The sequence below is a fragment of the Azospirillum agricola genome (assembly GCF_020005195.1).
Classification (GTDB): domain Bacteria; phylum Pseudomonadota; class Alphaproteobacteria; order Azospirillales; family Azospirillaceae; genus Azospirillum; species Azospirillum agricola.
Genome location: NZ_JAIFZR010000001.1, coordinates 293,009 through 318,920, shown reverse-complemented (window position 1 = coordinate 318,920; position 25,912 = coordinate 293,009). Strand labels below are relative to the sequence as shown.

Annotated in this window: 20 protein-coding genes; 12 read left to right on the top strand and 8 right to left on the bottom strand. The window is 70.8% G+C overall.

Going from position 1 to position 25,912, the window contains the following annotated elements; genetic code table 11:
* Positions 1 to 375 precede the first annotated feature (375 nt).
* The 9 genes from JN22_RS01295 to JN22_RS01255 all read left to right on the top strand — a co-directional run bounded on the left by JN22_RS01295 (position 376) and on the right by JN22_RS01255 (position 10,946).
* Positions 376 to 1,461 (top strand): TRAP transporter substrate-binding protein, encoded by a 1,086-nt coding sequence (locus JN22_RS01295; protein WP_085552177.1) that lies wholly within the window; start codon positions 376 to 378, stop codon positions 1,459 to 1,461.
* Positions 1,462 to 1,545: 84 nt separating this feature from the next.
* Positions 1,546 to 2,175, top strand: a complete 630-nt coding sequence (locus JN22_RS01290) for a TRAP transporter small permease subunit (RefSeq protein WP_085552176.1) — start codon at positions 1,546 to 1,548, stop codon at positions 2,173 to 2,175.
* A 170-nt stretch (positions 2,176 to 2,345) separates the two neighbouring features.
* Positions 2,346 to 4,136, top strand: coding sequence for a TRAP transporter large permease (locus JN22_RS01285; RefSeq protein WP_085552468.1), 1,791 nt, complete (start codon positions 2,346 to 2,348; stop codon positions 4,134 to 4,136).
* A 20-nt stretch (positions 4,137 to 4,156) separates the two neighbouring features.
* On the top strand, positions 4,157 to 5,149 hold the full coding sequence (locus JN22_RS01280; RefSeq protein ID WP_179166009.1) for a ketopantoate reductase family protein: 993 nt from the start codon (positions 4,157 to 4,159) through the stop codon (positions 5,147 to 5,149).
* Between the two features lie 83 nt (positions 5,150 to 5,232).
* On the top strand, positions 5,233 to 6,675 hold the full coding sequence (locus tag JN22_RS01275) for an aldehyde dehydrogenase family protein (RefSeq protein WP_085552466.1): 1,443 nt from the start codon (positions 5,233 to 5,235) through the stop codon (positions 6,673 to 6,675).
* Positions 6,676 to 6,708: 33 nt separating this feature from the next.
* Complete coding sequence (locus JN22_RS01270; protein ID WP_396021881.1) at positions 6,709 to 8,181, top strand: FAD-binding oxidoreductase; 1,473 nt, start codon at positions 6,709 to 6,711, stop codon at positions 8,179 to 8,181.
* The gene (locus JN22_RS01265; RefSeq protein ID WP_085552174.1) at positions 8,178 to 9,041 is read left to right on the top strand and encodes an FAS1-like dehydratase domain-containing protein; all 864 of its coding nucleotides are present in this window, start codon (positions 8,178 to 8,180) and stop codon (positions 9,039 to 9,041) included. Before JN22_RS01270 ends, JN22_RS01265 begins: the two co-directional genes overlap by 4 nt.
* Positions 9,038 to 9,907, top strand: a complete 870-nt coding sequence (ripC, locus tag JN22_RS01260; RefSeq protein ID WP_085552173.1) for an itaconate degradation C-C-lyase RipC — start codon at positions 9,038 to 9,040, stop codon at positions 9,905 to 9,907. The genes JN22_RS01265 and ripC overlap by 4 nt, the downstream gene beginning before the upstream one ends.
* A 94-nt stretch (positions 9,908 to 10,001) precedes the next feature.
* Complete coding sequence (locus JN22_RS01255) at positions 10,002 to 10,946, top strand: alpha/beta hydrolase (RefSeq protein WP_223677510.1); 945 nt, start codon at positions 10,002 to 10,004, stop codon at positions 10,944 to 10,946.
* 61 nt (positions 10,947 to 11,007) lie between these two features.
* Here the strand turns inward: JN22_RS01255 and JN22_RS01250 are convergent, their stop codons facing one another.
* Positions 11,008 to 12,963, bottom strand: coding sequence for a PhoX family protein (locus tag JN22_RS01250; RefSeq protein WP_085552171.1), 1,956 nt, complete (start codon positions 12,961 to 12,963; stop codon positions 11,008 to 11,010).
* A 274-nt stretch (positions 12,964 to 13,237) separates the two neighbouring features.
* Between JN22_RS01250 and JN22_RS01245 the strand changes: the two genes are divergently transcribed.
* Positions 13,238 to 13,861, top strand: a complete 624-nt coding sequence (locus tag JN22_RS01245; RefSeq protein ID WP_085552170.1) for an FMN-binding negative transcriptional regulator — start codon at positions 13,238 to 13,240, stop codon at positions 13,859 to 13,861.
* 22 nt (positions 13,862 to 13,883) lie between these two features.
* On the opposite strand, the gene ubiM is transcribed toward JN22_RS01245, so the two are convergent.
* Together ubiM and JN22_RS01235 are read right to left on the bottom strand one after the other, a co-directional pair.
* Entirely contained in the window at positions 13,884 to 15,053 is a 1,170-nt protein-coding gene (gene ubiM / locus JN22_RS01240) for a 5-demethoxyubiquinol-8 5-hydroxylase UbiM (protein WP_085552169.1), read from the bottom strand.
* 193 nt (positions 15,054 to 15,246) lie between these two features.
* Positions 15,247 to 15,864, bottom strand: a complete 618-nt coding sequence (locus JN22_RS01235) for a superoxide dismutase (protein ID WP_085552168.1) — start codon at positions 15,862 to 15,864, stop codon at positions 15,247 to 15,249.
* Positions 15,865 to 16,000: 136 nt separating this feature from the next.
* Here JN22_RS01235 and JN22_RS01230 point away from each other — a divergent pair, with 136 nt between their 5' ends.
* Together JN22_RS01230 and JN22_RS01225 are read left to right on the top strand one after the other, a co-directional pair.
* On the top strand, positions 16,001 to 16,681 hold the full coding sequence (locus JN22_RS01230) for a helix-turn-helix transcriptional regulator (RefSeq protein ID WP_085552167.1): 681 nt from the start codon (positions 16,001 to 16,003) through the stop codon (positions 16,679 to 16,681).
* 124 nt (positions 16,682 to 16,805) lie between these two features.
* Complete coding sequence (locus JN22_RS01225) at positions 16,806 to 17,645, top strand: tellurite resistance TerB family protein (protein WP_085552166.1); 840 nt, start codon at positions 16,806 to 16,808, stop codon at positions 17,643 to 17,645.
* 219 nt (positions 17,646 to 17,864) lie between these two features.
* On the opposite strand, the gene JN22_RS01220 is transcribed toward JN22_RS01225, so the two are convergent.
* The 5 genes from JN22_RS01220 to JN22_RS01200 all read right to left on the bottom strand — a co-directional run bounded on the left by JN22_RS01220 (position 17,865) and on the right by JN22_RS01200 (position 25,861).
* Complete coding sequence (locus JN22_RS01220) at positions 17,865 to 20,438, bottom strand: valine--tRNA ligase (protein ID WP_085552165.1); 2,574 nt, start codon at positions 20,436 to 20,438, stop codon at positions 17,865 to 17,867.
* 196 nt (positions 20,439 to 20,634) lie between these two features.
* Positions 20,635 to 21,915 carry an MFS transporter gene (locus JN22_RS01215; RefSeq protein WP_085552164.1) on the bottom strand — a complete coding sequence of 427 codons (1,281 nt, stop codon included), beginning with the start codon at positions 21,913 to 21,915 and terminating at the stop codon, positions 20,635 to 20,637.
* 106 nt (positions 21,916 to 22,021) lie between these two features.
* On the bottom strand, positions 22,022 to 22,219 hold the full coding sequence (locus tag JN22_RS01210) for a hypothetical protein (RefSeq protein WP_085552163.1): 198 nt from the start codon (positions 22,217 to 22,219) through the stop codon (positions 22,022 to 22,024).
* A complete protein-coding gene (locus JN22_RS01205) occupies positions 22,216 to 23,367 on the bottom strand; it encodes a PepSY-associated TM helix domain-containing protein (RefSeq protein WP_085552162.1) in 1,152 nt (383 codons plus the stop codon). The genes JN22_RS01210 and JN22_RS01205 overlap by 4 nt, the downstream gene beginning before the upstream one ends.
* 46 nt (positions 23,368 to 23,413) lie before the next feature.
* The gene (locus JN22_RS01200; RefSeq protein ID WP_223677509.1) at positions 23,414 to 25,861 is read right to left on the bottom strand and encodes a TonB-dependent siderophore receptor; all 2,448 of its coding nucleotides are present in this window, start codon (positions 25,859 to 25,861) and stop codon (positions 23,414 to 23,416) included.
* Between the last annotated feature and the right edge of the window lie 51 nt (positions 25,862 to 25,912).

The window sequence follows — 25,912 nt, the reverse complement described above, 5'->3', positions numbered from 1 at the left end:
TGGGCATAGCAAACGGTTCTTGCGGGCCGCTGGCCGTAAGGGGTTTTCAAAAACAATCCGTGTCCCTGATCGCTTGTGGCGCTTATGGCTGGTATGCGCCCGAAAGCCATTCCGCTGGGCAGCGCGCTGCTTCACTGTCAGGGTTACGGCATCGCCTCCGGGCGGAAACCCAGAAAAAACCCCGGACATCCGCAGAGATACGGAACCGGAATCCCGCTCTGCGGAATGGAGGCGCGGCACCCGTCAGGGAATGGTCAGGAACAGAGCGTCACCCGGTCTCGGGTCCGGCGCATCATGTCTTTTCGATCTCGGGGCTGGACGGGTAGAAAGCCCGGTGCCGCCTCCGCACAACAAGATTTCCGGGAGGATACAACCATGAAGCGTCGTCAATTCTTCAAGGGTGCCGCCGTCGCCGCCGGCGCCTCGACCCTGGCCGCCCCGGCCATCGCGCAGTCGGAGCCGACCATCCGCTGGCGCTGCGTGTCGAGCTTCCCGAAGAACATCGAGGTTCTCTACGGCAGCGCCGAGGTGCTGGCCAAGAACGTCGCCGAGGCCACCGACGGCAAGTTCCAGATCCAGGTTTTCGCCGCCGGCGAGGTCGTTCCGGCGCTCCAGGCGCTCGACGCCGCCAGCAACGACACGGTGGAGATGTGCCACACCGCGTCCTACTACTATGTCGGCAAGGACCCGGCCTTCGCGTTCGGCTGCTGCCTGCCCTTCGGCCTCAACACCCGCCAGCAGAACGCCTGGTTCTACCACGGCGAGGGCGGCAAGCTGCTGGAGGAGTTCTACGCCGGCTACAACCTGAAGGCCCTGGCCGGCGGCAACACCGGCTCGCAGATGGGCGGTTGGTTCCGCAAGGAGATCAAGTCCATCGAGGACATGAAGGGCCTGAAGTTTCGCATCTCCGGGCTGGGCGGCCAGATCCTGTCCAAGCTCGGCGTCATCGCCCAGCAGGTCAGCGGTGGCGACATCTACCCGGCGCTGGAGCGCGGCACCATCGACGCCGCCGAGTTCAACGGCCCCTACGACGACGAGAAGCTCGGTCTCTACAAGATCGCTCCCAACTACTACTACCCCGGCTGGTGGGACGGCACCTCGCTCCAGCATTTCTTCATCAACACCAAGCGCTGGGAAGGGCTGCCCAAGCATTACCAGGCGGCGCTGACCGCGGCGGCGGCGCTGGCCAACGTCGACAGCGTGGCGCGCTACGACGTGCTCAATCCGGCGGCGCTGAAGCGGGTGGTGGAGAAGGGCGCCAAGCTGCGTGCCTTCCCGCAGGACGTCATGCAGGCCAGCCACAAGGCGGCGCTCGATCTGTACGACGAGCTGTCGGACAAGAACGCCGGCTTCAAGAAGTTCTACGAGAGCTACCGCAAGTTCCAGAACGACTCCAACCTGTGGCTTCAGGCGTCGGATTACGCCTACGACAACGCCGTGCTGCGTCTGTCGCGCCGCTGATCGGACGTCGCCGGGCGGAGGCGGGGCCGGTACGCCGGTCCCGCCTTCCCCCGCGACCGGGTCTCTGTTGGGAGGGCTGGCCCCTTGTCGTTCCTGATTTCCGTCAGCCGCGTCGTCGACGCGGTCAACGCCCGCATTGGCAAGGGGATCTCCTGGCTGATCCTGCTGGCGATCCTGGTGTCGGCGGTCAACGCGGTCGTCCGCAAGCTGTTCGACACCAGCTCCAACTCCTGGCTGGAGCTGCAATGGGTGCTGTTCGCGGCGGTGTTCCTGCTCTGCTCGCCCTGGACCCTGAAGGACGACGAGCACATCCGCATCGACATCGTCAACGCGGCCCTGTCCAAGCGCGCGCGCGACGGCATCGACGTGCTGGGGCATGTCGCCTTCCTGCTGCCCTTCAGCTTGGTGATGCTGGTCACCTCCTGGCCCTTCTTCTTCGCCTCCTACGCCATCGAGGAGCAGTCGATGAACGCCGGCGGCCTGCCGCAATGGCCGGCCAAGCTGCTGATTCCGCTGGGCTTCACCGTACTGTTCATCCAGGGCCTGTCGGAGCTGGTCAAGCGGATCGCCATCATGAGTGGCCGGCTGGAGGATCCCAACGCGCGGGCCGGCGGGCACCAGGCCGCCGCCGAGGCGGAGGCCGAACGCCTGCTCGCCGCCGCCCCGAACGCCGCCCCGCAAGACGGCGCCCACCTTGCCTCTCCCAAGCCCTGAGTGCCGCCATGACCTCGACCTCCCCCTCCCTGTCGCCGAAGACGGTCCGGCTGTCGGTCGTCTCGGCGCTTCTGCTGATCGCCGTGGCGGTGGCGCTCTACGTCCTGCCGGTGCCGGGTGCCGGCGCGCTGGCCGAGCATGAGGGCTGGCGCGGCTGGGTCGGCCACAACATGGCGCCGATCATGTTCGCCACCCTGGTCGTCCTGCTGCTGCTGGGCTACCCGGTCGCCTTCGCGCTGGCCGCCAACGGGCTGATCTTCGGGCTGATCGGCATCGAGCTGGGCCTGTTCCGCCCCGACCTGTTCCAGGCGCTGCCGGAACGCGTCTACGGCACCATGAACAACGACGTGCTGCTCGCCGTCCCCTTCTTCACCTTCATGGGGCTGGTGCTGGAGCGCTCCGGCATGGCCGAGGATCTGCTGGAGACGATCGGCCAGCTCTTCGGCACCATCCGCGGCGGCCTCGCCTACGCGGTCATCTTCGTCGGCGCGCTCTTGGCGGCGACCACCGGCGTGGTGGCGGCCTCGGTCATCTCGATGGGGCTGATCTCGCTGCCGATCATGCTGCGCTACGGCTACGACCGCCGGCTGGCGTCCGGCATCATCGCCGCGTCGGGCACGCTGGCCCAGATCATCCCGCCCTCGCTGGTGCTGATCGTCATGGCCGACCAGCTCGGCCGCTCGGTCGGCGACATGTACGAGGGCGCCTTCCTGCCCGGCCTGCTGCTGTCGTCCCTCTACGCCGGCTACGTCTTCCTCGTGTCGATGGTCTGGCCCAAGGCCGCCCCCGGCCTGCCGCTGGAGGCCATCGCCTACCGCGAGCCGAGCGGCGCGCGCGGCATCTGGAACCTGGGCGTGCTGGCCGTCTTCTCCGGCGCGGTCGCCTATTGGGTGATGGGTCGGACCGAGGTGAAGGCCGGCGCCGACTTCGTCGTGCTGCTGCTGTCGGTCGCGGTGACCGTCGCCTTCCTGTCGGCGGTGTTCAACCGTTTCCTCGGCGCCCGCCGGCTGGCCGCCACGCTGGTCGTCGCGGCGCTGCTGGTCGGTGGCGCGGTCTGGCTGACCGCCAACGGCTGGACCGCGGCGGCTCTACTGGGCGACGCGGTGGCGGCCGGCGCGCTCTACGCCCTGGTCGCCGCGCTGGTCGAGCGCGCCACCGGCCTGCGCCTGATCTCGCGCATGGCCGAGCAGGTGACCTTCGTCATGGTGCCGCCGCTGGCGCTGATCTTCCTGGTGCTCGGCACCATCTTCATCGGGCTGGCCACCCCGACCGAGGGCGGCGCCATGGGGGCGGTCGGGGCGATGGCGCTGGCCGCCATGAAGAAGCGGCTGACGCTCGACCTCGTGCGGCAGGCGACCTACTCGACGGCCAAGCTCGCCTCCTTCGTGCTGTTCATCCTGATCGGCGCGCGGGTCTTCTCGCTGACCTTCTACGGCGTCAACGGCCATGTCTGGGTCGAGGAGCTGATGGTGTCGCTGCCCGGCGGCCAGACCGGCTTCCTGGTCGCGGTCAGCGTGATGGTCTTCCTGCTGGCCTTCTTCCTCGACTTCTTCGAGCTGGCCTTCATCGTCATCCCGCTGCTGGCCCCGGCGGCGGACCGGCTGGGCATCGATCTGGTGTGGTTCGGCGTCATCCTGGCGGTGAACATGCAGACCAGCTTCATGCACCCGCCCTTCGGCTTCTCGCTGTTCTTCCTGCGGTCGGTGGCGCCCAAGCTGCCCTACATCGACCGGGTGACGAAGAAGCGGACGGAACCCGTGCTGACCAGCCAGATCTACTGGGGCGCCGTGCCGTTCGTTGTCATCCAGCTGATCATGGTCGCGCTGGTCATCGCCTTCCCGCAGATGGTGATGCACTACAAGGCGGCGGCGGTGAAGCTCGACCGGACGCAGGTCGAGGAGCAGTTCAAGGGGCTGGGCAGCGATCTCGACGACGCGCCCCTGCCGCTGGACTTCAAGTGACGGGGAGAGGGGATATGGGCATGCGAATCGCCATCGTGGGGGCCGGCGCCGTGGGCGGCGCGCTGGCCGGGCATCTCGCCGCGACCGGACGGCACAGCCTGTCGCTGCTGGCGCGCGGCGCCCATCTGGCGGCGATCCGCGAGCGCGGGCTGACCGTGCAATCGCCGCAGGGCGAGCGCTTCTGCCGGCCGCCGGCGAGCGATGACGCCGCCGACCTCGGGGTGCAGGACGTGGTGATCGTCACCGTCAAGGGGCACGGGCTGTCGGCCCTGGCGCCGTCGCTGCCAGCGCTGTGCGGGCCGGACACGCTGGTGGTGGCGGCGCAGAACGGCATCCCCTGGTGGTACATGTATGGCGCCGGCGACGACGCCGAAGCCAATGGCCCGGCCGGGCCGCTGGAGGTGGTCGATCCCGGCGGGGCGGCGTGGTCGGCCATCGGGCCGCAGCGGGTCGCCGCCTGCGTCATCGAGGTGCTGCCCGCCCGCATCGTCGAGCCGGGAATCGTCGCCCACACGGCGATGCCGGTGCTGGCCTTCGGCGCGCCGCGCCCCGGCGACCACGCGGCGGCGCTGGAGGCGCTGGCCGCCGCCTTCGCGGAAGCCGGAGTGACCGCCCGCCTGCCGGCCGACATCCGGGTGCCGCTGTGGCGCAAGCTGATGCTGAACATGGCGGTCGGGCCGACCAGCGTGCTGACCGGCGCCACCATGGGCGCCATGGAGGAGGCCCCCGGCATGGCGGCGGTCCAGGGCCGGCTGATGCGCGAGTGCCTGGAGGTCGCCCGCGCCTGGGGCGTCGCGCTGGAGGACGACATCGACGAGCGGCTGCGCCGGGGCAGCGGGGTCCCCGGCCACAAGCCCTCCATGCTCCAGGATCATGAGGCCGGACGGACGATGGAGATCGACCCGATCGTCACCGCCGTCATCGACCTCGCCCAACGGCGCGGCGTGCCCGTGCCGACCATCGAAACGCTGTGGGCGCTGACCGCGCTCAAGGAGCGGGTGGCGCGGGGGTAGGGGTCGTGGTTGCCCCCTATCCCCACCTCCCGCCGACCAAACCCGCCAGCCAAAAGAACCGATTCTCCGGAGTGAGCACCGACATGTCCCTCGACACCCATTTCGTCGCCGGCTCCTGGCGCCGCGGCGCCGACCGGCTCGACATCCGCAACCCGTCCGACCTCGACGAGCTGGCCGGTTCCTACACGCTGGCGACCGCCGACGACGTGCGCGACGCCGTGGCCGCCGCCCGCGCCGCCCAGCCGGTCTGGCGCGCGGCGACGGTCGAGCAGCGCTCGCTGGTGCTCGACAGCATCTCCCGCGCGCTGTTCGACCGGAAGGACGAGCTGGCCCGCATCGCCGCGACCGAGGGCGGCAAGACCATCCCCGACGCGCTGGGCGAGATCACCCGCGCCGGCCATCTCGCCCGCTTCTTCGCCGCCGAGGCGCTGCGGGCGCCCGGCGAGACGCTGGGCTCGGTGCGGCCCGGCGTCGAGGTCGACGTCACCCGCGAGCCGGTCGGCGTCATCGGGCTGGTGACGCCGTGGAACTTCCCGGTCGCCACGCCGATGTGGAAGATCGCCCCGGCGCTCGCCTTCGGCAACGCCATCGTCTGGAAGCCGTCGGAGAAGACGCCCGGCATCTCGGTTGCCGTCACCCGCATCGTCGCCCAGGCGCTGGCCGAGCACGGCATGCCGACCGCCCTGTTCAACATGCTGGTCGGCGCCGGGCCGCAGGTCGGCGCCGCCGTGGTCGACGCGGTGGACGCGGTGTCCTTCACCGGCTCGGTGAACACCGGGCGCCGCATCGCCGTGCGCTGCGCCGAGCGGATGGTCCGCGTCCAGCTCGAACTCGGCGGCCAGAACCCGCTGGTGGTGCTGGCCGACGCCGACCCCGGGCGCGCTGCCGACATCGCCGTCAACAGCGCCTATTTCCACGCTGGCCAGCGCTGCACCGCGACCGGCCGGCTGGTGGTCGAGGACGGGATCCACGACGCCTTCGTCGCGGCGATGACCGAACGGATGGCGGCGCTGCGCGTCGGCCATTCGCTGCTGCCCGACACCCAGATCGGCCCGGTGATCGACGAGTTCCAGCTCACCAAGAATCTCGGCTACATCGAGAGCGGCCTGCGCGAGGGGGCGGAGGTGGCGGCCGGCGGAACCCGGCTCGACCGGCCGACGCGCGGCTGGTTCCTGGCGCCGACCCTGTTCACCGGCACCAGCAACGCCATGACCATCAACCGCGAGGAGGTCTTCGGCCCGGTCGCCAGCGTGATCCGGGTGAGGGATTACGAGGAGGCGCTGGCCGTCGCCAACGACACCGACTATGGCCTGTCGTCGGGCATCATCACCAACTCGATGAAGCACGCCCGGCATTTCCAGGCCAACGTGCAGTCGGGCATGACCATGCTGAACCTGCCGACCGCCGGGGTCGACTACCATGTGCCGTTCGGCGGCCGGAAGATGTCGAGCTACGGCCCGCGCGAGCAGGGGCGCTCCGCCATCGAGTTCTACACCATCATCAAGACGGCCTACCGCGCGCTGTGACGCGCGTGTCGCAGCCCAGGGAGAACACCCCCCATGGCCCAGGACAGCATGCCCAAGGACAGTCTCGCCGCCGACCCGGCCGCCTTCGCGGCGCGCGTGCTCGACCCGATCCGCGCCGTCGTCGGCGAGCGCGGAATCATCACCGACCCCGGCGCCATGCAGCCCTTCATGGAATCTTGGCGCGACGGCTGGGTCGGCCGCTCGCCGCTGGTCGTGCTGCCCGACAGCACGGAGGCGCTGGCGGCGGTGGTGCGGATCTGCGCCGAGACGCGCACGCCGATCGTGCCGCAGGGCGGCAACACCGGCCTGACCGGGGCGAGCCAGCCGCACGCCGACGGGTCGGAGATCGTCGTCTCGACCAACCGGCTGAACCGCATCCGCGAGATCGACATCGACAACGACACGATGACGGTCGAGGCCGGCTGCATCCTCGCCAACATCCAGACCGCCGCGCGCGACGTCGGCCGGCTGTTCCCGATGAGCCTCGCGGCCGAGGGGAGCTGCCAGATCGGCGGCAACATCGCCACCAACGCCGGCGGCGTGCAGGTCGTGCGCTACGGCAACATGCGCAACCTCGTCGCCGGTCTGGAGGTGGTGCTGCCCGACGGGCGGATCTGGGACGGGCTGCGGGGCTTGCGCAAGGACAACGCCGGCTACGACATGAAGCAGATCTTCATCGGGTCGGAGGGCACGCTGGGCATCGTCACGGCGGCGGTGCTGAAGCTGTCGCCGCTGCCGCGCGCCACCGCCACGGCGCTGGTCGCGGTGTCGGCGCCGAGCGACGCGGTCGATCTGCTGTCGCGCGCCAAGGGCATGGTCGGCGACCGCATCGTCACCTTCGAGCTGATCCAGCGTCTGTGCATCGACGTCGCCCGCCGCCATGTGCCGGACGTGCCGGATCCCTTGGGCGACCGCTACCCCTGGTACGTGCTGGTCGAGCTGGCAGACCAGGATTCCGGCGACCGCCTGGCCGGCATGCTGGAGGGCATCCTGGAGGCCGCGCTGGAGGCCGGCGAGGTGCTGGATGGCGTCGTCGCCGCCTCCAAGGCGCAGGCCGACGGTCTGTGGCGCATCCGCGAGGGCATCCCCGAGGGGCAGAAGCGCGAGGGCGTGTCCTACAAGCACGACGTCTCTGTGCCGATCTCCAAGGTGGCGCGCTTCCTCGCCCGCACCGACGCGGCGCTGGAGCGCGCGTTCCCCGGCATCCGGCCCTTCTCCTTCGGGCATCTCGGCGACGGCAACATCCACTACAACCCGATCCAGGCCGAGGACGGCGATCCGGCCGAATGGCGGGCGCGGCTGGCGGCGGTCAACGCCATCGTCCACGACATCGTCGTCGATCTCGGCGGTTCGATCTCGGCCGAGCACGGCATCGGCCGCCTGCGCATCGACGAGATGCCGCGCTACAAGTCGCCGGTCGAGCTGGACATGATGGCGGCCTTGAAGCGCGCCTTCGATCCGCACAACATCATGAATCCGGGCAAGATCCTGCGTGGGGACGGATGATGGGCTTCGAGCACCTGAAGGACTGGGTCGGCGGGGTCGAGGAGCAGGCCGACAGCGCCACGGCGGCCCCGCTGGCCGGTCTGGCGGCGACGCTGGACCATGACACTCCGCCCTGGCCGGCGGGGGAGGTGCCGCCGCTCGGCCACTGGCTCTATTTCCTGCCGCGCGCGCCGCAGCACGCCATCGCCGAGGACGGCCACCCGCGCAAGGGCGGTTTCCTGCCGCCGGTGCCTTTGCCGCGCCGCATGTGGGCCGGCGGCGACCTGCGCTTCCTCGCCCCGATCCCGGTGGGGGCGAGCCTGCGCCGCACTTCCACCATCGAATCGGTGGAGCACAAGGCCGGCCGCTCCGGCGACATGGTGTTCGTCAAGGTTCTGCACGAGATCGCCACCGAGGCCGGCGTCGCGGTGCGCGAGCGCCACGACATCGCCTACCGCGAGGCCGCCAAGCCGGGCGAGGCGGTTCCGCCGCCCGCCGCCGCCGAGGCGATGCCGGCGCCCGACTGGAGCCGCACCGTCACCCCCGATCCGGTGCTGCTGTTCCGCTATTCGGCGCTGACCTTCAACGGCCACCGCATCCATTACGACCGCCCCTATTGCCGCGAGGTCGAGGGCTATCCGGGGCTGATCGTGCACGGGCCGCTGACCGCGACCCTGCTGATGGATCTGTTCCTGCGCAACGCCGGGGGGCGGCGTCCGGCCGGCTTCCGCTTCCGCGCCCGCCGGCCGCTGTTCGACACCCGGCCCTTCACCCTGCACGCCGCCCGCCGGGCCGGCGACGGGGAAGAGCTGGTGGAGGCCTGGGCGCTCGATCCCGATGGCCGGGTCGCCATGACCGCCGAAATCCTGGTGGCGCCATGAGCGCGGTCACCACGGCCCCGGTGCCGCGCCGCAGCTGGCTGTTCACCCCGGCCACCCGGCCGGAGCGTTTCGCCCGCGCGGCGGAAGCCGGGGCCGACGTGCTGATCATCGACCTGGAGGACGCCGTCGCCCCGGTCGACAAGGCGGCGGCCCGCCGGCTGGCCCTGGAGGCGCTGGCGACGGCGCCGGCCCGGCCGATCCAGCGGGCGCTGCGCGTCAACGCCCCGGTGACGCTGGACGGGCTGGAGGATCTGCTGGCGCTGGCGCGTTCACCGGTCCGGCCGGACGTCCTGATCCTGCCGAAGACCGAATCCGCCGAGATGGTCCGCTGGATCGACGCGCTGCTGAGCGGCGCCGGCTGCCCGCTGCCGCTGGTCGCGCTGATCGAATCCGCGCGCGGCGTCGCGGCGGTGGAAGCCATCGCCCAGGCCTCGCCGCGCCTGACCGCGCTGTTCTTCGGCGCCGCCGATTTGTCGGCCGACCTCGGCTGCGCCACGGCCTGGGAGCCGCTGTTGGCGGCGCGCTCCCGGCTGGTCAACGCCGCCGCGCTGGCGGGGATCGAGGCGGTGGATTCCCCATTCTTCGCCCTGAACGACGCCGAGGGGCTGGCGCGCGAGACGCAGGCCGCGCTGGCGCTCGGCTTCGGCGCCAAGGCGGCGATCCATCCGGGGCAGGTTGCCGCGATCAACGCCGCGCTGACCCCGAACGCGGAGGCCGTCGCCCAGGCCCGTCGAATCCTGGTCGAGAGCGCCAAGGGGGTCGGCGTGGTCGATGGCCGCATGATCGACGAGGCGGTGGCCCGCAAGGCACGCCGCATCCTCGCCCGCGCCGGAGACGCGGCGGCGGGCGATCCGGGAAAAATCTGAGAAGATCGCCGGAAATGAAGGTCGCGCGTTGCTCCGGCGCCACCGCTTGCTATTTTGGGCAAGCGCTGATGGTGCTGGCAGGAGTGCGTTGAAAATGATGAGTGATCCCGCGCCGACGCGGCGCCGGATGATGGCGGCCACGGCGGCGGGCCTGTCCCTGGCGGGGATTCCGGCCCGCGCCGCCCCGGAAACGGGAATGGAGCCGGCGACGGAGGCGGCGGTGACGCTGTCCCGCACGGCCCAGTGGGACCGGCTGGCCGGCGGCGATCCGGCGCGGCCCCACCGCGTCTTCGTGGCCTGGCCGGAGGTGGAAGCGCCGCCCGAAGGCTTCCCGGTGTTGTATCTGCTCGACGGCAACAGCGTCTTCGGCACCGCCGTGGAGGCGATGCGGGTGACCGGGGCGCGCGGTGCCGCGATGGCGCCGCCCCCCGCCGTGGTGGTCGCCATCGGCTACCCGACCGACAAGCCGTTCGATCTGGCGCGGCGGGCGCGGGACTACACGCCACCGGCCGCCGGGGCGCCGGAGGGGACCGGGGGCGCCGACGCCTTCCTTGCCTTCATCGAGAACGAGCTGAAGCCGGAGATCGAGCGGCGCTTCCGCATCGACCGCGCCCGCCAGACGCTGTTCGGCCATTCCTATGGCGGGTTGTGCGTGCTGCACGCGCTGTTCACGCGCTCCGGCGGCTTCCAGCGCTACGTCGCCGCCAGCCCGTCGATCTGGTGGCATGGCAGGGCCGTGCTGGAATCGGAGCGCCGCTTCACCGCCGCCCTGCCGGCCGACGCCGCGACGCGCAGCCTGCTGGTGACGGTCGGCGAGCATGAGCTGGTTTCGCCCTCCGGCCCGGCCGCGGATCCGGCTGTCGAGGAGCGGCGCCGGGCGGCCCGCATGGTCGAGAACGCCCGCGAGCTGGCCGGGCGGCTGGCCGCCCTGGCGCCGCGCGGCCCGGCCGTGGAGTTCGTGTCCTTCGCCGGGGAGACCCACGGCTCGGTCATCCCGTCGGCGGTCGGCCGCGCGGTGGGCGTGGCGATCCGGCGGTAGGGCGCTGATGAAGGCAAGGCGAATCCCCTCTCCCACGAGGGGAGAGGGGATTCGCCAAGGGTCAGGCCTTCGACAGTTGGACGCTGGTGGTCTCGGCGGTCAGGTAGCCGACGGCGGCCCCGAACCGGTCCTTGTAGTTCGCCCGGACCAGCGGATCGAGCGTCGCCTGCACCTTGCTGTGCAGCGTCTTGCCCCAATCGCCGGCGTGCTGGAAGTTGCTCATGATGTAGGTCCAGCCGTTCAGCTCGTCGACCGCGTGCAGGCCGGTCGACTCGCCGCCGGCTGGGATCGACATCAGGCGCGACAGCGCCTTGGTGTCGACGTTGTAGGCCCACAGGAAGTTGTTGACGTGGCTGCCGCTGTCCTCGCCGATGAACAGCGTGCGCAGCTTTTCCGAGAATTTCAGGTTGTCCGGGTTGCCGATCCTGTCCGGGTTGGCCAGGTTGCCCAGCGCGTCGGCCGGGATGTCCTCGCCGACCAGCAGGGCCTTGGTGCGCACCGGCACCCACTCGCTGTCGATCGCGGCACCGGTCTGGTCCTTCTGGCCGCCGGCCAGATCGTGGGCCATGATGCCGCCGGCGACCAGCGGCTTCTCCAGCGCGATGCCGCTGGCGGCGTTCCAGCCCTTGCCACCCTTGACCATCGAATCGACGATGTTCTGGAGGGCGGAGTAGGCGACCTTGTCCTTGATGTTGACGGTGGTGCCTTCCATCTTCGTGAAGCCCATGCTGCCGCCCATCAGGTAGGCGTAGCGGTGGGTTTCCAGGAAGGCGGCCGCCTTCTCCATGCCGGGCTTCAGCTTCACCCAGTTGGCCGCGCCGTTGAAGAAGATCCTGGTGAAGGAGTCGTCCTTGGGATCCTCCTTCAGCACGGTCATGATGTCGGCGGGCTTCAGCTTGCCGGCCATCTCCTCGATCTCGGCGCTGGTGGCGTGGCCGAGCTTGATCCAGGACAGCGCGGCGCCGGCGGCGGCCGGGTCGATCGAGAAGCCCTCGCCGATCCTGGCGACGTAGAGCGTGCCCGACGACAGATCCTTCTCGCGGTCGGCGACGAACAGGAACAGGCCGCTGTTCGTCGCGTCGTCGCCCATCAGCGCCGTGCGGTTGTCCGGCATCACCTGGATCAGCTCGTGCGAGATGCGGCCCATGCAGAAGTGCTTCTTCACCGAGCCGGTGCCGTCCGGGTTGACCGTCACCTCGGGCAGGTGCCCGTAATGGTAGGGGTTGGCCTTGGTCTCGTCGCCGTAGAGGTTGGCGCTGTAGGCCTTGAACTGCTTGTTCGATTCGATGAAGGCGGCGTCCGGCTCGTACTCCTCGCTGGACAGGTGGGTGTTCCACGGCGACAGGCTGGCGCCGCAGGTGATCCACAACCCATGGACCTTCGAGGTGTCGACGTTGTGGTACTGGACCAGCGTCAGCTTGCCGGTGGTCTGATCCTGGTCGAGCGTCAGCACGGCGATCGGCGAGGGCAGCGTGCCGTAGGTGTCGGCGCCGGCCTGGTTGCTGGTGGTGTATTCGAACTGCACGACGGCGAAGACCGCCTTGCCCTTGATGCCGGGAACCGTCGCGTTGGGCAGCGCCAGCAGCGAGGTGCCGTCCGGCGAATCGGAGAAGATCTGCCGCTCCTTGCCGGGCACCGACCGGTCGATGATCGGCTTGCCGTCGATGTCGACGTAGCCGCCGGCCAGGATGGTGCCGCCCTTGCCGTCGGACACCATGTCGCCGGTGATGAAGAAGGGTTCGTAGGCCAGCTTGAAGGTCTGCGTGCTGCCGTCGCTCAAGCTCACGGAGAGGCTGGAACCCACGGTGGTGGTCGCCATGGCGGCGGGGTTGCTCAGCGTCGGGGCGGCCATGCCGGTGAAGGAGGCGGAGGCGAAGCGCGCGCCCGCCGCCGGGGTGGCGGCGATGGCGGCGCTGCCGAACCCGGCCAGCAGCGGGGAGGCGGCGAGCGGCAGCATCGGCGCGCCGGCCAGCAGTTGCAGGGCCTTCCGGCGGGAGGGATTGGACAGATCGGACATTCTGGCTTTCCAGCGGTTCGGGCGCGGCGCCGTCCGCGACGGATGCCGGCCATGTCGGGATGGCGGAGGGGCGGCCAACCCCCCGTGTCTGGCACCGATGGTAGAGCGTTTGCGTGACAGCTTGATGTAACCGGCCCAGCTTGATCCGCGCTGTTTGCCGATCGGGAGCGGCCGGGCTGCGATTGCCGGCGCATCCTTCTCCCTCGGCGCGCCGATCCCGCTGTTTCGGACGGGCCGGTTTTCAGGGATACTCCAACCCGTCAAGGAGGCCCGAATGCACACACCCCCGGCTTTCCGCGAGACCGACCGGTCCGCCATCCACGAGACGATGCGCGCCGCCCGGCTCGCCAATCTGGTCACGGCCACGGCCGGGGGATTGATGTGCACGCCGCTGCCCCTGTTCCTCGACGCGGGCGAGGGGGAGTGGGGCACGCTCTACGGGCATGTGGCGAAGGCCAATCCGCAATGGAGGGAGCCGCCGGCCGGTGATGGGCTGGCGATCTTCATGGGGCCGGACGCCTACGTCACCCCGTCCTGGTACGTGGGCAAGAGCCGGGACGGCAAGGTGGTTCCGACCTGGAACTACGTGACGGTCCATGCCCACGGCCCGGTCGAGTTCTTCGAGGACGCCGACCGGCTGCTCGCCGTCGTCGCGCGGTTGACCGACCACCACGAGGGTGCGCGGCCGCAGCCATGGGCGGTCGGCGACGCGCCGCCCGACTTCATCGCCGCGCAACTGCGCGGGATCGTCGGGGTGCGGATGCCGATCGCCCGGATTGAGGCCAAGCGCAAGATGAGCCAGAACCGCGGCGCCGAGGACCGGGTGGCCGTGAGGGCGGGGCTTTCCCAAAGCGCCGACGCGCGCGACCGCGAGGCCGCCGCCCTCGTTCCGGAGTGACGCGGAGGGCGAAGCCTCGCCGTCAGTGCTGCATCAGCATCCGGGTCACCGTGCTGCGCACCAGCGGCAGGTGCGCGGCGGCGCGCAGGGCCGCGTGGCGGGCGAGGGCCATGGGCGGGCGGTCGTTGGTGTAGAGACCGACGAGGAGGGCGGTGGCGGTGTAGAGCGGCCGCGTCGCCAGCCGGTGGGTCATCTCGTAGCGGCGGAGCAGCAGGGGCGCCGCGATGTCCCGCCCCTTCGCCGCCGCCTCGCGGACGAGGCGGGCGAGCGTCGCCTGCCCCTGGAGGCCGAAATTGAAGCCGTGCGCGGTGACGGGATGCATCCCCACCGCGGTGTCGCCGATCAGGGCGGCGCGGGTGGCGGCGAAATGGTTGGCGTAGGTGGTGACGAGCGGATAGACGCGCGGCTCCTCCACCGGGCGCATCGCTCCCAGCCGGCCGCGATAGCGCCGGGTGATCTCGGCGCCGAGCGCCTCGGGATCGAGGCTGGCGATCTGCCGCATGGCGGCGGACGGCAGCGTCAGCACCGCCGAGGACATCCGGCCGTTGAGCGGCAGCATGGCGATCGTGTGCCCATGCTCGAACCATTCGGTCGCGACGCCGCCATGGTCGCCGTCATGGGCGACGCGGCAGACCATCATCGACTGGCCGAGCCGGTTGATCGACGCCCCGATGCCGAGCCGGTCGCGAACCTCCGAAAGGCGTGAATCCGATGCCACGAGCAGCCGCGCCGTCAGGCTCCGCCCGTCCGACAGGCGGACCATGGCGCGGTCCCGGTCGGTGCGGACGTCCGTCACGGTCTGGCCGGCGAGCAGCGTCAGGCCGTCCTGCCCCTCGGTCGTCTGGAACAGCGCGCGGCGGATGCGGTGGTTGGAGACGAGTTGCCCCAGCCTGTCCGCGCCGCTCCCCGTCCCGCCGAAGGTCAGGGCGAAGCGCGACGATCCGTTGAGCACCCGCGCCTCGCGCAACGGCGCGATGTCGGCGGGGTCGAGCCGCGCCCAGGCGCCGAGGTCGCCGAGGATGCCGACCGAGCGGTGGGTGAGCGCGATTTCCCGCCCGTCCGGCGCGGGATCGGCCAGCGTGTCCAGCGGCTGCCGCTCCACCACCGCCAGCCGCAGGCCGCTGCCGGCGAGCGACCGCGCGAAGGCCAAACCCGTCGGACCGCCGCCGACCACGATCACGTCATATTCCATGGCGCACCCTTTCGCAGAGCCCCTGCGTGCTTTCCTCGGCGAGTGGAAGCCGCCGGGCCGCTCCGCCGCCCCCGCCGTGGCTGGCGGCTGAGCGGCGGCGCGAGGGTGGCACAGCCCGGCCGGGCTTTCCATGGCCGCAGGGTGCGACACACCGTCCGGCTTCGGAGACCTCGTGCCGGGCGCTTCGCCGGGCTCAGGCGGCCGGGGCCTGCCCCAGGCGCGAGGCGACGGCGTCCCAATCGACGAGCTGGTCCAGGAAGGCGGCGAGATAGTCGGGACGCCGGTTGCGGTAGTCGACGTAATAGGCGTGTTCCCAGACGTCGCAGCCCAGCAGCGCGTGCCGGCCGTGCGCCAACGGGTTCTCGCCGTTCGGCGTGCGCATCAGGGCCAGCCGCCCATCCGCCTCCTCGGTGAGCCAGACCCAGCCGGAGCCGAACTGGGCGACCCCTTCCTTCACGAAGCCGTCCTTGAAGGCGGCGACCGAGCCGAAGCTGTCGATCAGGCGCGTCTCCAGCGCGCCGGGCACCGATCCGCCGCCGTTCGGCTTCATCCAGCTCCAGAAATGGATGTGGTTCCAGTGCTGGCCGGCGTTGTTGAAGATGGCCGGCGACGCTTTGTCGGCGAAGGATTTCTGGACGAGCGCGTCGAGCGGCAGCCCGGCGAAGGCCGAGCCGGGCACCAGCTCGTTGAGCTTGGCGACATAGGCCGCGTGGTGCTTGCCGTGATGCAGCGTCATGGTTTCCAGCGACATCGCCGGCCCGAGCGCGTCCGGGGCGTAGGGCAGGTCGGGCAGAACGAACGCAGCGGTCATCGTTTCCTCCTTACCGTGAAGCCGTCCGGCCATGGACCGATCCATAGAGCGGTCCGCAAACCATGCCCCATGGACTCGGGCAGGCCGAACGGCTAGATTTCCAAGTGCGTTCTTGGTTTATTGGTTGCGGGATAATATGTCAAGTTTTGACTTGGAAAATGGGGGCTGGTCGCCGCGTCCGGTGGCCGACCGGCTGCTGACCCTCCTGAAGACCCGTGGCCCGCAGACCACGGCCGACCTTGGCCGCGCGCTCTGGACGACGCCGGAAAACGCGCGCCAGCAGCTTGGCAAGCTCGCGGCGGAGGGGTTGGCGGAGGCGCGGACCCAGCCGCGCGGGGTCGGGCGGCCCGCCCAGCTCTGGCAGCTGACGGAGGCCGGGCATGACCGCTTTCCGGACGCCCACGCGGAGCTGGCCGTGCAACTGCTCCAGGCCGTCCAGGCGAAGTTCGGGCCGCCGGCGCTCGATGCGCTGATCGCGGCGCGCGAGGCCGACGCCACGGCGGCCTACGAGGCCGAACTGGCCGGGGTGTCCGGGCTGGGTGACCGCGTCGCGCGTCTGGCCGCGATCCGCGACCGCGAAGGCTACATGGCGGAATGGGGGGAGGAGGCGGATGGCGCGCTGTTCCTTGTCGAGAACCACTGCCCGATCTGCGCCGCCGCCGCCGCCTGCCAGGATTTCTGCCGCGCCGAACTGTCGGTCTTCCAGACGGTGATCGGGCGGGGCGCCCGCGTGCGGCGCATGGAGCACATCCTGGCCGGGGCGCGGCGCTGCGCCTACCGGATCGAGCCCGCCGCCGATCCGCTCCAGGACTCTTGAAGGGGCGCCGGGTTTCAACCGCCCGAAACGTCCCCATCTCTTCTGCTCCCGGTCCTGTGGCGGTCCTGTGGCGGGGGGCGACCGCTCCAGGACCGGCGGGCCAGACCCAGCGGGAGAGAGAGCGATGAGCAACCTGAGCAAAGTCCTCGGCGTCATCCTGGCCAACGGGATGGCCGGCCGCACCGGCCGGGGACCGGCTTTCGCCGCCGCGATGCCCCTGCTTCTCGGCAAGAAGGGCAAGAAGGCGTTCAAGAAGGGCCATTACGGCCACGGTGTTCCGCCGGCGGCCGGCGGCATGGGGCTGTTCCAGAAGGCGGGGCTCGCCTCGCTGGCCTATCTCGCCTACCGGGCCTATCAGGACGGCCAGAAGCAGCGCGGCGCCCCCGGTCCGTACCCGTCGGCGTCTGGCCCGGCACCGGGACCCTTCCCCGGGACGCCTTCCGGTTCGACGGTCGGCGGGCCGCTGGGAGGCATCCTCGACCGCTTCGGCCTGGGTGGCATCATGGGCGGCGCGCTTGGTGGTGCTTCGGGCGGATCGGCCGCCGGCGGTCTTGCCGGTGGCTTGGGCGACCGTCTGGCCGGGGTTCTGCGCGGCGGCGCGCCGGAGCCCGAGCCCGACCTCGGCGACGCCAAGGCGCTTCTGCTGATCCGCGCCATGATCGCGGCGGCGAACGCCGACGGCCGCATCTCGCCCGACGAGCAGCGGCGCATCCTCGACAGCCTCGACGCGGCCCAGGCCGAGCCGGAGGACCGCCGGATCGTCGAGGCCGAACTGCGCGCCCCGAGGCCGATGGACGACATCGTCCGCGAGGCCCGCGATCCGGAGACGGCCGAGCAGATCTATCTTGCTTCCGAACTGGCGGTGCGCGGCGGCAGCGAGGTCGACCGCCAGTATCTCGCTTATCTGGCCTCCCGCCTCGGCCTGTCGGACGCGCGCCGCCGCGAGCTGGATTCGATGGTCTAGCGCCCCGCCGCCTTGCGCCCTGGCCTCCCGTTCCTGTCTCGACGATCCGCGAAAATGGGGAGGCCGCAATGGATCGCGGGATGCTTCTCGGCGCGGGGGGCGGCGGTTCCGTGCGGTCGGCCGCGCGCGGGGCCTTCACGCCATGACACGCTGGGATGACAGGTGGGCGTGGGGCCGTCCATGCTGGACGGCCCCGGTAGCGAAACGCCTGCCGAACGCCTACTCCTGGGCGGGAGCGGCGAATTCGAGCTGAAGCGCGAAGGCCGAATCCTGGGTGGGCACCGTCTCGCCCTCCAGGGAGTCCGCCCATTCCACCACGCTGGCGCCGATGGTGGCGGCCAGATCGCCGGTGATCGAGGCGACCAGCTCCCGCGCGCCGTCCGGCGGGGTGGCGCCGGGGGCGACGCGCAGCCAGGCCAGCGGAGTCTTCAGCGACACCTGACGGTCGCTCTTGGCCTTGCGGACGGCGGCCAGGATGCCGACGCAGGCCTCGCCGGCCAGTTCGGCCGACGCCGAGGCGAACTGGTCGTCCGCCTTCGGCCAGTTGCCCCGGTTGTGGATCGACGACGACCGGCCGGGGAACAAGCCCTGGTAGAGCGTTTCGGTCATGTAGGGCAGGGTCGGCGCGAACAGGCGCAGCATGGTCTCCAGGCAATGCCACAGCGTGTACTGGGCCGAGCGGTGCTCGGCCTCGTTGCCCACGTCGGAATAGGCGCGGCCCTTCGACAGTTCCAGGTAGTTGTCGCAGAAGTCGTTCCAGAAGAAACGCTCGATCAGGTGCAGGGCGTCAGCGTACTCGTACTTCCCGAACAGCTCGCCCGAACCGCGCACCACCTCGGACAGCCTGGTCAGGATCCACTGGTCGACCGGGCTGACGATGATGCCCTTGGCCACGTCCTCCTTGGGGGTGGACGGGGCGCCGTCGAAGTCCTTCAACTGCATCGAGACGAAGCGCGTGGCGTTCCACAGCTTGGTGGTCAGCCGCTTGCCGACCTTCAGCACGTCCTCCGACAGGGCGGTGTCGAGGCCGAGCCGCGAGGTCGCGGTCCAGTAGCGCACCACGTCGGCGCCGTAGCGCTCCAGCAGGCTGTCGGGGGTGACGACGTTGCCCTTGGACTTGGACATCTTCGAGCGGTCCTGGGCGAGGCACCAGCCGCTGATGGTGATGTCCTTCCAGGGCGCCTTGCCCTCGTGCAGGTACGACTTGACGATGGTGTAGAAGGCCCAGGTGCGGATGATCTCATGGGCCTGCGGGCGCATGTCCGCCGGGAACAGCTTGTCGTGCCGCTCGCTGTCGACCTCGAAGCCGGGGGCCACCGCGCGGCTGTTGAGCTGGGGCGACACCGAGCTGGTGGCCCAGGTGTCCATCACGTCGGGATCGGGCTCGACCTCGTCGGCGGTGTAGCCGCGCGGCAGGTCGGTCAGCGGGTTGACCGGCAGGTCCGCCACGTCGGCGAACAGCACCTTGCCCTCCTCGCCGGGCCGCTTGGAGTACCAGAAGGGGAAGGGCACGCCGAAGTAGCGCTGGCGCGAGATGCACCAGTCCCACTTCAGGTTCTCGACCCAGCGGTCGTAGCGGACCTGCATGTAGGGCGGGTACCAGGCGATCTCGCTGCCGATCTTGAGCAGGTCGTCCTTCTTGTCCAGCACGCGGACGAACCACTGCGGCGTCACCAGGATTTCCAGCGGCGCGCCGGAGCGCTCGGCCGACGGCACCATGCGGTTGACCGCCGTGCTGCCGCGCACCACATCGCGGGCGGTCAGCAGCTCGATGGTCTTGGTGCGCGCCGCGTTGACCTTGAGGCCGGTCAGCTCGGCCGCCGCCGCCTGGGCGGAATCCCGGTCCAGCGACGGCCAGTCGGCGCTGCCGCCGATGCGCTCCAGCCCGGTGAGGCGGCCGTTCTTGTCGAGGATGACGCGGGTCGGCAGCTTGTGCTCGCGCCACCACTCGATGTCGGTGGTGTCGCCGAAGGTGCAGCACATGACGATGCCGGTGCCCTTTTCCGGGTCGGCGCGCTCGTCGGCGAGGATCGGCACCGGCACCTGGAACAGCGGCGAGATCGCGTTGCGGCCCAGCAGCCCGGCCGCCTTCGGGTGGTCGGGGTGGATGAACAGGGCGCAGCAGGCGCCGAGCAGCTCCGGACGGGTGGTGGCGATCACCACCTCGCCGCCGCCCTCCAGCCCGAAGGCCAGCTCCCACATCGAGCTGGCGACCTCCTTGTCGACCACCTCGGCCTGGGCCAGGGCGGTGCGGTCCACGGGGTCCCACAGGGTCGGCTGCCAGGTGCGGTACAGATGGCCCTTCTTGAACAGGTCCAGCGCCGACATCTGCGACAGCTTCATGCTGGTCGGGCTGATGGTCTGGTATTCCTGGGCCCAGTCGACGCTGAGGCCGATGGAGCGGAACAGCTTGCGGAAGTCCTCCTCGGACTGCTGCACCACCTCGTGGCAGATGGCGACGAATTCCTCGCGCGACATGTCGGTGGCGCGGATCTTGCGGGTCGCCTCGACCAGACGCTCGGTGGGCAGGCCGTTGTCGTCGAAGCCGATGGGGTAGAACACGTTGCGGCCGGCCATCCGCATGTAGCGGGCGGTGAGGTCGGTCTGCGTGTAGCTGTAGATGTGCCCCATGTGCAGATAGCCGGACACGGTGGGCGGCGGGGTGTCGATGATGTACGACTCGCTCTTGGGCGCGGCGGCGTCCCAGGCGTATGTGTTCAGGCGCTTCCAGGATTCCTGGCAGTCCGCCTCGGCAACCTTGAAGTCGTACTTGTCAGCAAGTGTCCCACTCATTCCCATGCGCTCGATTTTGTTTGGCGGTTAAGACTGGCGCGGCGTTTCACGTTCCGAACGGCAAGGCCCCGACCCCATCCATCCATCCACCGGCCGGGTGGACACCGGCCGTGTGGACATATGGTTCGGAAACGCGGGCTCGCCGCCGAGCGCCGACATCCGGGGGCGCCGAAGGATACGATAAGGGCCGAGAAATTCAAATGTTATCGCCAACCGCCGGTCGGCGCGAACGCCTCCCCCACAGGAACGCGGCGATGGCGGCGGCCTGGACCAGGGCGGCGGCGAGGAACAGCGGGAGCCCCGCCTGCGGTTCCGCGCCGGGGCCGGCGCGGAGCAGGCCGAACGCCGCCGGGGCGAAGGCGTAGGCGGCCTGCCCGATGGCGACGATCAGCGGCACGACGCGGGCGGCGTCATCCGCCCGGAACTCCGCCTGGGCGATCAGCGGCGGCAGGGAGGTGGCGTTGCCGATCCCCAGCCCGAAGAGAAGGATGCCGGCCAGCAGCCCCGCCCCGCCATCCACGGTCATGGCCGCCACCGCGAGGATGAGCGAGCCGAGCACCTGCACGCCGAGGCTGGCGCAGGCGACGAGGCGGCGGTCGGCCGACACCGGCATCAGCCAGCCGACCAGGCTACGGCCGGCGATGGCGGCCAGGGTGGCGGCCGCCATCGTCAACCCGGCCCCGCCTTCGCCCAGCGCCGGGACCAGCAGCGAGAAGAGATGGGCGAGCAGGCCGATCTGCGCGAACAGCCCCAGCGCCATGGCGGCGGCCAGCGTGATGAAGCGGCGGTCCCGCCACGGGCCGCCGCCGGCGAGCGGCTCCGCGTGCCGGGGGGTGGGGCGGGCGTCCACCTTGCCCGGCCGGTCGCCGTCGGGCTGCTGGCCGAGGCTCTCTGGCGTCTTCGCGAAGACCAGCGCCGACAGCAGCCCGACCACCAGCGTCATGGCCAGCCCCACCGCGACGGAGGCCGCCGGGAAGCCGAGGCCGCCGATCAGCGCGACCCAGAGCGGCGAGAAGAGGATCCCGCCGACGCTGGCGCCGTTGTAGGCCATCCCGAGGGCGGCGGGCCGGTTGCGGACGAACCAGGGGGCGACGATCGCGTTGACCGCCGCGGCGCCCAACGCCACCCACCCGCCGCCGCTCGCCAGTGCCGCGGCGAAGAGCTGCCAGGGCTCGGCGGCGACGGCCCAGCCGGCGACACCGGCGGCGAGCAGCGCCGCCCCGAGGACGGTCACGCGGGGAACGCCGAAGGCGCGGTGCAGCCGCGGCAGGTTCGCGACGACCAGCGCGCCGAACAGGAAATGCACCGTCACCGCCGTGGACACCAGCGTCACCGGCCAGCCGGTGCGCGCCACCACCGCGTGCAGATAGACCGGCGGGCCGTAGAAGCCGACGCCCCAGCCGAAGACGGCGAGCAGGAAGGTGGCGGCGACGACGCGCCAGCCGAAGAAGGGGCGGGCGGCGGGAAGGCTGGTCATGGTCGGCGGGTCTCCGGGGAGGGGGATGAACCCGCTTATCGCCCGCCGTGCCCGCCGGGTGCTTCGGCCCGGACCGAAGCGTCGGCCCCGCCGGTCCGGGTGGCGTTCAGCCGCGCCGGCAGCGCAGTGCCCAGCCGATCACCAGCAGCGGCACCAGCAGGGCGGCCCAGGACACGGCGTCGTGCAGCCCGTCGTCGAGCAGCGCCGCGACCAGACCGACGATGGTGGCGAGCGCTATGAGGAGGGGAACCCCGAAAATGGCGCGCAGGGGCAGCGGGGCGGGCAGGGGAGCGGCGGGCTTCATTCGGCCGCTCCCGGCGCCGGAACGCGGTCGCCGCCGACCTCGCGCAGCCGCGCCTCGACGGAGGTCCGCCGCCGAACGACCCACAGATAGAGCCCGCTGCCGAGGATCGCGATGGCCGCGACGTCGAGCGCCGCCCACAGGATCTTCAGCGGCAGCCCGCCGTAATCGCCGAAATGCAGCGGCTGCGACAGCCGCAGCGCCAGCATGTACCAGGGCATGGAGCGCATGGCGGTGAGGGCCCCGGTCTCGGCGTCGACCAGGGCGGGGGTGAGGATGCGGTTGGTCGCCGGGGTCGCCCCCTTCAGCCACACCGCGTAATGGTGGTTGCTGGAGAAGCGCACGCCGGGGAAGGCGACGAACTGCGGCCGGGTGCCGGGGGCGGCCTCCATCGCCGTGCGCACCGCCGCGTCGAGCGAGACGAAGCGCTCGGGCACCGGCTTGTCCTTGTAGGGCGCGACCATCGCGGCGAGCTGGTCGGACCGCCAATAGGCGACCAGCGGCACCGACAGCGTGTTGATGACGCCGGTCAGCCCGACGACCGCCACCCACATCAGGGTGACGATCCCCAGCAGATTGTGCAGGTCGAGCCATTTCAGCCGGGCGCTGCGCGTCGTCCGCACCGTGCCGAAGCGCAGCTTGCGCATGAAGGGGGCGTAGACCACCACGCCCGAGACGGTGGAGACGAACAGCAGGAAGCCCATGAATCCGAGGAACAGCTCGCCCGGCAACCCGGCGAACAGATCGACGTGCAGGCGCAGCATGACATGCATGAAGCCGCTCTCGTCGTTCAGCTCGCCGACGATCCGGGTCGTGCGCAGATCGATGGCGGAGATGTGCATCTCCTTGCGCGACGCGCCGGCGGTCGGCCCGGTGGTGACGTTCACCACCGGCCGATCCTCGTCGAAGCTGAGGAACAGGCCGCGCTCGCCGGGATAGGCGGCGCGCGCGGCGGCCACCGCCTCGTCCAGCGTCCTCAGCCCCGTGCCCGGCGGCACCGGCGGCAGCGAACTGTCCTCGGTGAACTGGTCGATCTCGTCGTGGAAGATCAGCGGCAGCCCGGTCAGGCACAGCAGCAGCATGAAGAGCGTGCAGATCAGGCTCGTCCATTTGTGGACGAGGTACCACGCCTTGATGGTCCGGTTGGTCATGGCAGGCCCTTCATGCTGGCTGGAGGCTGGCGCCGGGTGCCGCCGGTCAGAAATCGACCGACATCGACAGCTTGGCGGTCAGCGGGTTGCCCTGGGTCAGGTAGCCGCCGTTGGCGGACGCCCAATAGGCCTTGTCGGCGACGTTCTCCACCGCCGCGCGGAAGGTCACCGGCCGGTTCTGGATGTCCGTGGTCATCCGCGCGCCCAGGTCGAAGCGGGTCCAGCTCGGGATCTTCAGCGTGTTGGCCACATTCACATACTGCGACCCGGTGTGGATCATCCGGCCGGTCAGCGTGACCTTCGGCAGCGAGGCCGGCAGGAAGGGCAGGTCCCATTCGACGTTGGCGTTGAACTGGTGGCGCGGCGCGCCGACCGCGTCGTTGCCCTCGGTCGCGGGGTTGCCGGTGTTGGTCAGTTCCGGATCGATGACGGTGGCGCCGCCGATCAGGCGCACGCCCTCCACCGGCTCGCCGTACAGCATCAGCTCGACACCGCGGTTCTTCTGCTTGCCGGAGACGCCGTAGATCCGGGTGACCGGGTCGGTGACGCCGCTCGGCTGCGAGGTCTGGAACAGGGCGAGCGAGGCGCTGAAGCGGCCGAAGTCGAGCTTGCCGCCGACCTCGTACTGCACCGATTTGTAGGGCTCGAAGATCTCGCCGGAGTTGACGGAGGTGGTCGGCGCGGTCGGGCCCTGGGCCAGCCCCTCGATGCGGTTGGCGTAGAGCGACAGCTCCTTCAGCGGCTTCACCACCAGCCCGACCACCGGGGTCAGGGCGGATTCGTCGTAGTTCGTGGTCCGCAGGCCGCTGGCGCGGTTGTATCCCTTGACGTGCAGGTTCTGCTGGCGCAGGCCGACGGTCAGCGACACCCGGTCGTCGAGGATCGACAGCGTGTCCGAGGCGTAGAAGCTCTTCAGGTCGGTCTCGCTGACCTTCGGCGGCTCGCCGGTCATGCCGGCGGCCGAGGTCGTGCGCGGCCGGGCGACGATGATCGGGGTGTACAGGTTCGTCGGGGTGCTGGCGCCGAACTCGAAGCCGTTGTGGTTGGCGGTGCGCATCAGCGAGGCGCCGACGTCGAGGCGGTGCAGCACCGGGCCGGTGCTCTGCTCGGCGCGCAGGCCGATCTGGCCGCTCGACGCGAAATCCTGGCGCGGCACGGTCAGGCGGTTCGACGTGCCGTTGCCGTTCGCGCTGGTGATGGTGGGCGAGGCGTAGTCGCCGTCCTCCCGCGTGTGGCGCAGGCCGAGCGCGCCATGGACGGTGACGTTGGGCAGGATGTCGTATTCGGCGCGGAGCTGGCCGAAGGTGTCGCGCATGTCCGAATAGGTCCAGGGCTGCGCGTAGTTCCGCGAGGCCGAGGGCACCGCGGGCACGGCGCTGCTGTTGAGATGGACCACCGGGCGGCCGTTCTCGACCCGCTGGCGCTGCGAGGCGAGGTCGAGGGTCACCCGCGCCCGCTCGCCGCGATAGTCCAGCGCCAGCGTGCCGAGCAGCAGCGAGCGCTTCTCGCCGTCCACGGCGGTCTCGCCGTCGCGGGCCACCAGATTGGCGCGCACGCCGAACATCCCGCCGTCACCGAAGCGGCGGCCGACATCCACCGCGCCGCCGAAGCGGCTGTCCATCGCGTAGTTGGCGGTCAGCCGGGTCAGCGGCTCGTCGTCGGCCCGCTTGGGCACCAGGTTGATGCCGCCGCCGATGCCGGTCCCGCTGGGGGCGGCGCCGTTCAGGAACGCGTTGGCGCCCTTCAGCAGCTCCACCCTTTCGTACATGTCGGCGGCGGAGACCTGACGGGGGGCGATGCCGTAGAGCCCGTCGACGGCGATGTCCTCGCCGTAGAGCGGGAAGCCGCGGATGACGAAGGCTTCGGAGAAATTGCCGTAGCCGAGGCTGGCGCGTACCGCCGGGTCGTTGGCGAGCACCTCGGCGACGGTCTCGGCCTGCTGGTTGCGGACGGTCTCGGCGGTGTAGGCGGTGACGCTGAAGGGCACGTCCATCACGTCGCGGTTGCCGAGCGCGCCGAGCCGCCCGCCGCGCGCCACCTGCCCGCCGGCGTAGGCCTGGGGCAGCACGCTGGGGCCGGTGGCGGCGGCCGTCCCGGCGACCTGGACGGGATCGAGCTGGACGGCGCCCTGCGCCGCGACGCGCTCGACCGTCACCGTCTCGTCGTTCAGGAAGCGGGCGACGAGCCCGGTGCCCGACAGCAGCCGGTTCAGCCCGTCGCGCGCCGGGAGCCGGCCGCTGACGCCGGGGGAGGAGACGCCGCGCGTCACCTCGCCGGGGGTGAGGACCTGGATGCGGGTCGCGGCCGAGAAGGCGGCGAGCGCGCCGTCCACCGATTGCGGGGCGATGGCGAAGGCGACGGTTCCCGTCTGGGCCTGTGCCTGCGCCGTGGCGGCCGGAACGCCCTGGACCAGGAGGCCCGGCACGATCAGCACCGAACTGGCCAGCAGCCGGCCCAGCCAGGGAGCCCGCCGGCCCGTCTTCGAAACACGCACACCCGCACCCGCGCCAACTGCCGCCATCGCTCGCCTCTGCCGAAAGGAACA